The organism is Streptomyces sp. NPDC041968 (genome assembly GCF_055589025.1).
Genome location: NZ_JBVJCB010000001.1, coordinates 826684 through 835597, shown reverse-complemented (window position 1 = coordinate 835597; position 8914 = coordinate 826684). Strand labels below are relative to the sequence as shown.

The window sequence follows — 8914 nt, the reverse complement described above, 5'->3', positions numbered from 1 at the left end:
CAGTGCGGGGTCGATCAGCTGGGACTGGGAGCGGTCCAAGGTGACGTCGGGTGACTTCGACGGTGACGGTCGCACCGATGTGGGCGTGCTGTACGGCAACGGTCAGGGCAGCGACGGGTCGAACCGGACGGCGCTGTGGACGCTGACGAGCAGTGGTGCCGGGTTCGGTGCGCCGGTGCGCAGGTGGGACAGTGCGGGGTCGATCAGCTGGGACTGGGAGCGGTCCAAGGTGACGTCGGGTGACTTCGACGGTGACGGTCGCACCGATGTGGGCGTGCTGTACGACAACGGTCAGGGCAGCGACGGGTCGAACCGGACGGCGCTGTGGACGTTGACGAGCAGTGGTGCCGGGTTCGGTGCGCCGGTGCGCCGGTGGGACAGCGCCGCCTCCGGCAGCTGGACCTGGTCCCGCAGCGAACTCACCTGACCGCATCCGGACGGCGCGTTCCGGCGTCTGTTCCGGTATGGACCTCGAGAAGCGGCCGCAGGGCCGTCCACAGGAGCCGCCGCGGCGATCGGACCCGGAGGGGTGTGTCGCCGCGGCGATCCGCGTTCCGGTGCGGATCGTGGCCCTCGTGGTGGTCGTGCCGGTGCGGCTGGTGTGGGACGCGCTCGTCGTCGCCGGGCGGGTCCCGCGGGACACGGTGCTCCGCCCGGTCGGGCGGGCGCTGGCGTGGCTCGGGCGGGCCGTCTTCGTGTGGCCGCTGGTCGGGCTGTGGCGCCATGTCGTCGTGCCGCTCGCCAAGGGCATGGGATGGCTGGGCAACGTACTCCTCGTGGTGCCCGCGGTGTGGCTGTACCGGTGGGTGCTGACGCCGGCCGGACAGGCGCTCGCCTGGTTCTTCACCCGGGTGGGCGCGGTGCTCGCCGCGATCGGGCGCGGACTGTACGCCGGTCTGGCATGGCTCGCGCGGTACCTGGTCGCCGTTCCGGCGGTGTGGCTGTACCGGTGGGTGCTCACCCCGGTCGGGCAGGCGCTCGCCTGGTGCGGCAAGGGGCTGCTCTGGTGCGGCAGGCAGGTGGCGCGGGGCGTGGGGGTCGTCGTCACCGGGGTCGGGTTCGTCCTGTACTGGACCGTACGGGTGCTGCTGGTGCTGCCGGCCCTCGCCGTGTGGCGGTGGGTGCTCGCACCGGTCGGCCGGGTGCTGGTGGTCGTCGGCAGGGAGGTCCGGGACGCCCTCGGCCATGCCTGGCGGATCGCGGGGTACGTGTCGCTCGCCGTCGGGCGGTTCCTCGGCACCCTCGTGCGGTGGACCGTCGTCGAGCCGGCGCGCTGGGCGTACCGGAGCGTCCTGACCCCGGTGGGGCACGCGGTGCGGGACACCGTCCTGCGGCCTCTCGCCGAGGCCTCGCGCGGCGCCGGGCGTGCGACCCGGCGGGCGCTCGCCTCCGCCCGGCTGACCGTACGGGAGGCCCGGGCCGACGCGCGGCGGGCGCTCTTCGGGGAGCCCCCGCGGGCTCGGCCGGTGGCCCGGCGGGAACCATCCGTCGCCGAGGCACGTACTCTTGGTAGTAGTACGACCGCTCTCACGAAGGACTGAACGACACTGGGCAAGCGACAGCCCGAAGGCCCGCCGCCCGTACCCGCGGTGCAGCGCATCCGACTGCGTTACACCAAGCGCGGCCGCCTCCGGTTCACCAGCCACCGTGACTTCCAGCGCGCCTTCGAGCGTGCGTTGCGCCGAGCCGAGGTGCCCATGGCGTACTCGGCGGGGTTCACGCCGCATCCGAAGGTGTCGTACGCCAATGCCGCACCCACCGGCACGGGCAGCGAGGCGGAGTACCTGGAGATCGCGCTCACCGAAGCGCGTGACCCGGAGCAGCTCAGACTGCTCCTCGACGAGTCGCTCCCCACCGGGCTCGACATCGTCGAGGCGGTCGAGGCCCGGACCTCCGGGCTCGCCGACCGGCTGACGGCTTCCGTGTGGGAGCTGCGGCTGGACGGTGTGGAGGCCGCGGACGCCGATCGCGCCGTGGCGGCTTTCAACTCGGCCGAGGCCGTCGAGGTCCAGCGCAGGACGAAGAACGGCGTCCGTACCTTCGACGCCCGCTCCGCCGTCGTGCACCTCGAGACTGCCACCACGCACGGTTCACCGGTTGATAGGCCGACCGACCAGCCCTGTGCGATACTGCGGCTGGTTGTTCGGCACGTGACGCCTGCCGTACGACCCGACGACGTCCTGTCCGGTCTTCGCGCCGTGGCCGACCTGGCGCCGCCGGTCCCCGCAGCGGTGACCAGGCTGGCGCAGGGGCTGCTCGATGAAGAGACCGGTGCGGTGACCGACCCGCTCGCGCCCGACCGCGAGGCAGAAGCGCCCGAGCCGCAACCGGCCGCCGCTTCCGCCGCCGCGACGGCGTCGGCGTAAGGAAGGTTCCGCGCAGGGACGCGCGTCGTAGCGCCGCCCTGGAACTCGGGAGCCACCTGGGTCGGGCAGCGCACCCACCACAAGACTTTCGCCAGGCCGTGCACGACAAGGGGTACGGAACCGGCGAGACAAGACACGGAGAGCTCCCGAGCGGCGCCCGCGCCCCGGACGGCGGCGACCGCGCATCGCGCGAGCCGCGGACGTCACCGGCGGTCGACCAGGTCGATGCCGGACCAGGCGCGGCGCCCGGGAGCCTGACGGGAGAAACCCCCGCATGCTCGAACCGACCGAACCCACCGGGTCCGCGACCACCTCGACGGACACCGAGTCGAACACCCCCAGCGACACCCTGCCGCCGCGTCGACGGCGCAGGGCCGCCTCCCGGCCGGCGGGGCCGCCGTCCGGTGCCGAGGCGCCGGCGGAGACCGTCACCGCGGCCGCGGTGACCGCCCCGGCCGACGAGGCCGAGGAGACGGACGAGGCGGTGGCCGAGGAGACCCCGGCTGCCGAGACGGCCCCCGAGCCCGCGGCTCGCCCGCGACGCCGTGCCGTGCGCCGTGCCTCCGCGCCCGCCGGGACTCCGGCGTCGGAGGAGGCGGCCGAGACCGTCGTTCCGGCCTCCCCCGTGGCCGAGGCTCCCGTGCAGGCCGAGCCCGCGGCTGAGCCGGTCGAGGACGCCGCGCCGCGCCGTGGTCGTCGTCGTGCGACGCGCAGTGTGACCTCGTCCGGTGAGGCGGCCGTGGCGGAGGTGTCGGACGCCGGGGCCGCCGAGGCTCCCGTGCAGGCCGAGCCCGCCGCCGAGCCCGTCGAGGACGCCGCGCCGCGCCGTGGTCGTCGTCGCGCGACGCGCAGTGTGACCTCGTCCGGTGAGGCGGCCGTGGCGGAGGTGTCGGACGCCGGGGCCGCCGAGGCTCCCGCGCAGGCCGAGCCCGCCGCCGAGCCCGTCGAGGACGCCGCGCCGCGCCGTAGCCGTCGCCGTGCCACGCGCAGTGTGACCTCGCCCAGCGAGCCGGCCGCGGCGGAGGTGTCCTCCGCTCAGGTGTCGGACGCCGGGGCCGCCGAGGCTCCCGTGCAGGCCGAGCCCGCCGCCGAGCCCGTCGAGGACGCCGCGCCGCGTCGCGGTCGTCGTCGGGCCACGCGCCGCGAGGCCGCCGCGACCGCCGATGCCGGTACCGAGGCCGTCGAGTCCGCTCCGGCCCCCGAGACGCCGGCCGAGGCCGCCGCGCCCGCCGAGCCCGTCGAGGACGCCACGCCGCGCCGAGCGCGCCGCCGGTCCACCCGCAAGGCCGCCTCCGGTTTCGCCGCGCCCGCGCAGAGCGCCGGGGCGTCCGACGAGGACGACGCTCCCAAGCGTCCGTCGCGTCCCGCCGTGGCCGTGTTCCAGGCGCCCGTCTTCGCCGAGCCCAGGTTCCAGACGCCCGAGCGGGCCGCCGCCGAGGCCGCCGCCGAGGCGGCCGGAGTCGCGCCGGCACAGGCGCCCGAGGAGACCGAAGAATTTCCGGAGGAGCAGTCCGCCGGGTCGCGTCGCCGCCGCAAGCGCCGGGGCGCCGCCGCCGAGGAGGCCGCCGAGGAGCGGGCCACCGCCGCCGTCACGCAGGACGAGCCGGAGGCCGAGACCGAGACGGACGCCGACTCCGACGCCGACGCCGACGAGTTGGGTGACGACCACGACGACGCCGACGGCTCCGAGGAGTCCGGCTCCCGCCGTCGCAGGCGCCGGGGCGGCCGTCGCCGTCGCCGGGGCGACTCCGCCGACGGTGACGCGGGCGAGTCCGACGACGCCGAGCACACCGGCGGTGAGCAGGCCGTCCAGGACGCCGAGGACACCGCGGAGCAGGTCGAGGAGGACGCCGAGGAGGACGAGGACGCCTCCGGGGAGGGCGGCGGCTCCAGCAGCAGCCGTCGTCGCCGTCGTCGCCGCCGCCGTGCCGGGGACGCCTCCGGTGAGGGTGACTCGTCGACCGACGACCCCGAGCGCACCGTCGTCAAGGTCCGCGAGCCCCGGCCCCCGCGGGAGAAGAGCGAGCCGTCCGACGAGGTGCAGTCCATCAAGGGCTCCACCCGCCTGGAGGCCAAGAAGCAGCGCCGCCGGGAAGGCCGCGAGCAGGGCCGCCGACGCGTTCCGATCATCACCGAGGCCGAGTTCCTGGCCCGCCGCGAGGCCGTCGAGCGCGTCATGGTCGTCCGCCAGCACGGCGAGCGCACCCAGATCGGCGTCCTGGAGGACGGGGTGCTCGTCGAGCACTACGTCAACAAGGAGCAGGCCACCTCGTACGTCGGCAACGTCTACCTCGGCAAGGTGCAGAACGTGCTGCCGTCGATGGAGGCCGCCTTCATCGACATCGGCAAGGGCCGCAACGCCGTGCTGTACGCCGGCGAGGTCAACTTCGAGGCGCTGGGCATGGCCAACGGCCCGCGCCGCATCGAGTCCGCCCTCAAGTCCGGCCAGTCGGTTCTCGTGCAGGTCACCAAGGACCCGATCGGCCACAAGGGCGCCCGCCTGACCAGCCAGGTCTCGCTGCCCGGCCGCTACCTGGTCTACGTGCCCGAGGGCTCGATGACCGGCATCAGCCGCAAGCTGCCCGACACCGAGCGGTCCCGGCTGAAGACCATCCTCAAGAAGATCGTCCCCGAGGACGCGGGCGTCATCGTGCGCACCGCCGCCGAGGGCGCGAGCGAGGAGGAGCTGCGCCGCGACGTCGAGCGGCTCCAGGGCCAGTGGGAGGACATCCAGAAGAAGGCCAAGGGCGGCGGCAGCTCCAACGCCCCGACGCTGCTCTACGGCGAGCCGGACATGACCGTCCGGGTCGTGCGCGACATCTTCAACGAGGACTTCTCCAAGGTCGTCGTCAGCGGGGACGACGCCTGGCAGACCATCCACGGCTACGTGTCGCACGTGGCGCCGGACCTCGCCGACCGGCTGTCCAAGTGGACCAGTGAGGTCGACGTCTTCGCCACCTACCGGATCGACGAGCAGCTCGCCAAGGCGCTGGACCGCAAGGTCTGGCTGCCCAGCGGCGGTTCGCTGGTGATCGACCGGACCGAGGCGATGATCGTCGTCGACGTCAACACCGGCAAGTTCACCGGTCAGGGCGGCAACCTCGAGGAGACGGTCACCAGGAACAACCTGGAGGCGGCCGAGGAGATCGTGCGCCAGCTCAGGCTGCGCGACCTCGGCGGCATCATCGTCATCGACTTCATCGACATGGTGCTGGAGTCCAACCGGGACCTGGTGCTGCGGCGCCTGCTGGAGTGCCTGGGCCGGGACCGTACGAAGCACCAGGTCGCCGAGGTGACCTCGCTGGGTCTGGTGCAGATGACCCGCAAGCGGGTCGGCCAGGGGCTGCTGGAGTCGTTCTCGGAGACCTGCGTCCACTGCAACGGCCGCGGTGTCATCGTCCACCTGGACCAGCCGACCTCGGCCGCCGGCGGCGGAGGCGGCAGCAAGCGCCGCAAGCGGGCGCGGGCCGGAGCCGACCAGCCGCACGAGCACGAGCACGTGGCCGGCGTCGAGACCGGTCCCACGGCGGAGCAGGAGGCGGACGCCGAGTCGGAGGCCGAGGTCGCCGCCGAGGTGGCCGAGCCGGTCGCGCTCCCCGCGCCCGAGTTCGTCCCGGACGAGGAGCTGTACAGCAGCGCCGCCGAGGCCGAGGCCGCCGCCACGCGCGGTCGTGGCCGGCGTCGCGCGAGCCGGCGGGCGTCGGCCCCCGCGGGCGCCCCGAGGGCGAAGGGCGAGGCCCGGCGCGCCGAGGCACCGACGGCGCAGGACGTCACGGCCGAGGAGGAGGCCGAGCGTCCGGTCCTCCAGGAGGCGGCCGCCGAGATCCTGGCCGAGCCCGCGGCCGTCGAGGACGCGGTCTCGGGTGCTCCGGCCCCGGCCGCCACCGAGGCCCCGGCCGCCGAGGAGGCCGCGCCCAAGGGCCGTACCCGTCGTCGGGCCACCCGGAAGGTGTCCGCACCGGCCGGTTCGCCCGCGGGTGCCGAGGCCGCCGTGGTGACGGTGTCCGAGGCCGCCCCCGTCGAGCAGGCTCCGCAGCCGGAGCCGGCGGCGGAGGCCCCGGTGGCCGCCGAGGCGGACGCGGAGAGTGCCCCCCCGGCCCGTCCGCGGCGCCGGGCCGTGCGCAAGCCCACCACGTCCACCGCGTCCGAGGAGACGGCCGTCATGGTCGTCCCGTCGGGCCCGGCGGAGGAGTCGGCGGAGCAGGCCCCGGCGGAGCAGGCCCCGGAGGCGGAGGCCGCCGACGAGGCCGCCCCCGCCAAGAAGGCGGCGGCCCGCAAGACGGCCAAGAAGGCGACGGCGAAGAAGGCCGCCACCAAGAAGACCGCGGCCAAGAAGACGACGACGGCGAAGAAGGCCACGGCCAAGAAGGCGGCCAAGACGACGACCGCCAAGAAGGCCACGGCCAAGAAGGCGACGTCGAAGAAGACCGCGGCCGCCGCCCAGCAGGCGCCGTCCTCGGTCACGGCCGCCACCGACGAGGGCTGATCCGGCCCCTGTCGCCGAGCATGTGGTCCCGTCCGTCCGGAATCCGCCAGGATTCCGGTGCGGGCGGGACCACACGTTTCCCCGGGCCCGTCCGGGCGCATCATCACCGGACAGCCGCGCCACGGCCCGGCCCGCCCCGACCCGCCCCCACTCGTCCCCGCGAGGAGCGCGATCACGTGCCGGTACTGACGAGGCTCATCCCCTCGCCGCTCGTCGTGGACATCCGGCCGGGCGCCCTGGACGACCTGGCGGGTGTCCTCGCGGACCAGCGGATCTCCCAGTCCGGGCGGCTCGCCGTGGCGATCAGCGACGGCTCGGGCGCCCGTCTGCGCCGGCGGCTGGCGCCGTCCCTTCCGGGCGCCGACTGGTTCGAGGTCGGCGGCGGCACGATCGACGACGCCGTGCGACTGGCCGACGGGATGAAGTCGGGCCGCTACGACGCCGTCGTCGGTCTGGGCGGTGGCAAGGTCATCGACTGCGCCAAGTTCGCCGCCGCGCGCGTCGGCCTGCCCATGGTCGCCGTGGCCACCAACCTCTCCCACGACGGCATCTGCTCGCCGGTGTCGATACTCGACAACGACGCCGGCCGCGGTTCCTACGGGGTGCCGACGCCGATCGCGCTCGTCGTCGACCTCGCGGTGATCCGCGAGGCGCCGATCCGGTTCGTGCGCTCGGGGATCGGCGACGCCGTGTCCAACATCTCCGCGGTCGCCGACTGGGAGCTGGCCCACCGGGTGAACGGTGAGAAGGTCGACGGCCTCGCCGCCGCCCTGGCCCGCCAGGCCGGCGAGGCCGTGCTGCGGCACCCCGGCGGTTGCGGGGACGACGGGTTCCTGACGGTGCTGACCGAGGGACTCGTGCTGTCCGGGCTCGCCATGACGATCGCCGGGCACACCCGCCCCTCCTCCGGCGCCTGCCACGAGATCAGCCACGCGCTCGACCTGCTGTACCCGAGGCGGGCGGCGAGCCACGGCGAGCAGGTCGGCATCGGCGCCGCCTTCGCGACGTACCTGCGGGGCGACCACGAGGGGGCCCTGCTGATGGCCGGGACGCTGCGCCGCCACGGGCTGCCGGTGGTGGCCGGGGAGATCGGGTTCGGCGACGACGAGTTCGTAAGGGCCGTGGAGTTCGCCCCGCAGACACGGCCCGGGCGGTACACGGTCCTGGAGCACCTGGATCTCTCGGCGGCACGCGCCGGGGAGGCGTACGCCGAGTACGTCGCGGCGGTCGCCGGGTGAGGCGCGGAGCCCGGTTTGACCCCTGTCGTGCGGCCCCGTAATCTTGACCGTCGGCGTGTCGACTGACGCGTCACATCCCCGTAAACCTCATTCCTTCCGGATGCGGGCCCCCTCGGGCCCCGACCGGGAGAGGCTGTCCGCGTGTGTCACCGGGTGGCTGGACTGCGGGGGTGCCGTTCTGAGCGAGAGAGTGAGATCCGCGTGTACGCCATCGTGCGCAGCGGTGGCCGCCAGCACAAGGTTGCTGTCGGTGACATCGTTGAGGTTGACAAGATTTCCACCGCCAAGGTCGGCGACACGGTCGAGCTCTCGACCCTGCTCGTCGTCGACGGCGACGCTGTGACCAGCGACCCGTGGGTGCTGGCCGGCATCAAGGTCCAGGCCGAGGTCGTGGACCACCACAAGGGCCAGAAGATCGACATTCTGCGCTACAAGAACAAGACCGGCTACCGCCGTCGTCAGGGCCACCGCCAGCAGTACACGGCGATCAAGGTCACTGAGATCCCCGCGGCTGCGAAGTAAGGGACTGAGGAGACATGGCACACAAGAAGGGCGCATCGTCCACCCGGAACGGTCGCGACTCGAATGCCCAGCGGCTCGGCGTGAAGCGCTTCGGCGGTCAGGCCGTCAACGCGGGTGAGATCCTGGTCCGCCAGCGCGGCACCCACTTCCACCCGGGCGCGGGCGTCGGCCGCGGCGGCGACGACACGCTGTTCGCCCTGCAGGCCGGTGCGGTGCAGTTCGGCACCCACCGTGGCCGCAAGGTCGTGAACATCGTTCCGGTCGCCTGATCGGAGACTTTCGCGAGGCGGGCCTCACTTCCC

General features: G+C 74.1%; 7 protein-coding genes. All 7 read left to right on the top strand.

The genetic code is table 11. The annotated features are described in order from the left end of the window. The coding region (locus tag ACZ6EG_RS03780; protein ID WP_469601230.1) for an FG-GAP repeat domain-containing protein at positions 1–427 on the top strand (427 nt) is incomplete at its 5' end. Positions 428–464: 37 nt separating this feature from the next. Continuing rightward, complete coding sequence (locus ACZ6EG_RS03775) at positions 465–1541, top strand: hypothetical protein (protein ID WP_469601227.1); 1077 nt, start codon at positions 465–467, stop codon at positions 1539–1541. Positions 1542–1589: 48 nt separating this feature from the next. After that, on the top strand, positions 1590–2366 hold the full coding sequence (locus ACZ6EG_RS03770; protein ID WP_391967991.1) for a TIGR03936 family radical SAM-associated protein: 777 nt from the start codon (positions 1590–1592) through the stop codon (positions 2364–2366). A 274-nt stretch (positions 2367–2640) separates the two neighbouring features. After that, positions 2641–6852 carry an Rne/Rng family ribonuclease gene (locus tag ACZ6EG_RS03765; RefSeq protein ID WP_469601222.1) on the top strand — a complete coding sequence of 1404 codons (4212 nt, stop codon included), beginning with the start codon at positions 2641–2643 and terminating at the stop codon, positions 6850–6852. 176 nt (positions 6853–7028) lie between these two features. Beyond that, positions 7029–8090, top strand: coding sequence for an iron-containing alcohol dehydrogenase family protein (locus ACZ6EG_RS03760; protein WP_391967989.1), 1062 nt, complete (start codon positions 7029–7031; stop codon positions 8088–8090). 201 nt (positions 8091–8291) lie between these two features. Next, on the top strand, positions 8292–8612 hold the full coding sequence (rplU, locus tag ACZ6EG_RS03755; RefSeq protein ID WP_004931419.1) for a 50S ribosomal protein L21: 321 nt from the start codon (positions 8292–8294) through the stop codon (positions 8610–8612). Positions 8613–8626: 14 nt separating this feature from the next. Further along, positions 8627–8881 carry a 50S ribosomal protein L27 gene (rpmA, locus tag ACZ6EG_RS03750; protein WP_003976205.1) on the top strand — a complete coding sequence of 85 codons (255 nt, stop codon included), beginning with the start codon at positions 8627–8629 and terminating at the stop codon, positions 8879–8881. Positions 8882–8914 lie beyond the last annotated feature (33 nt).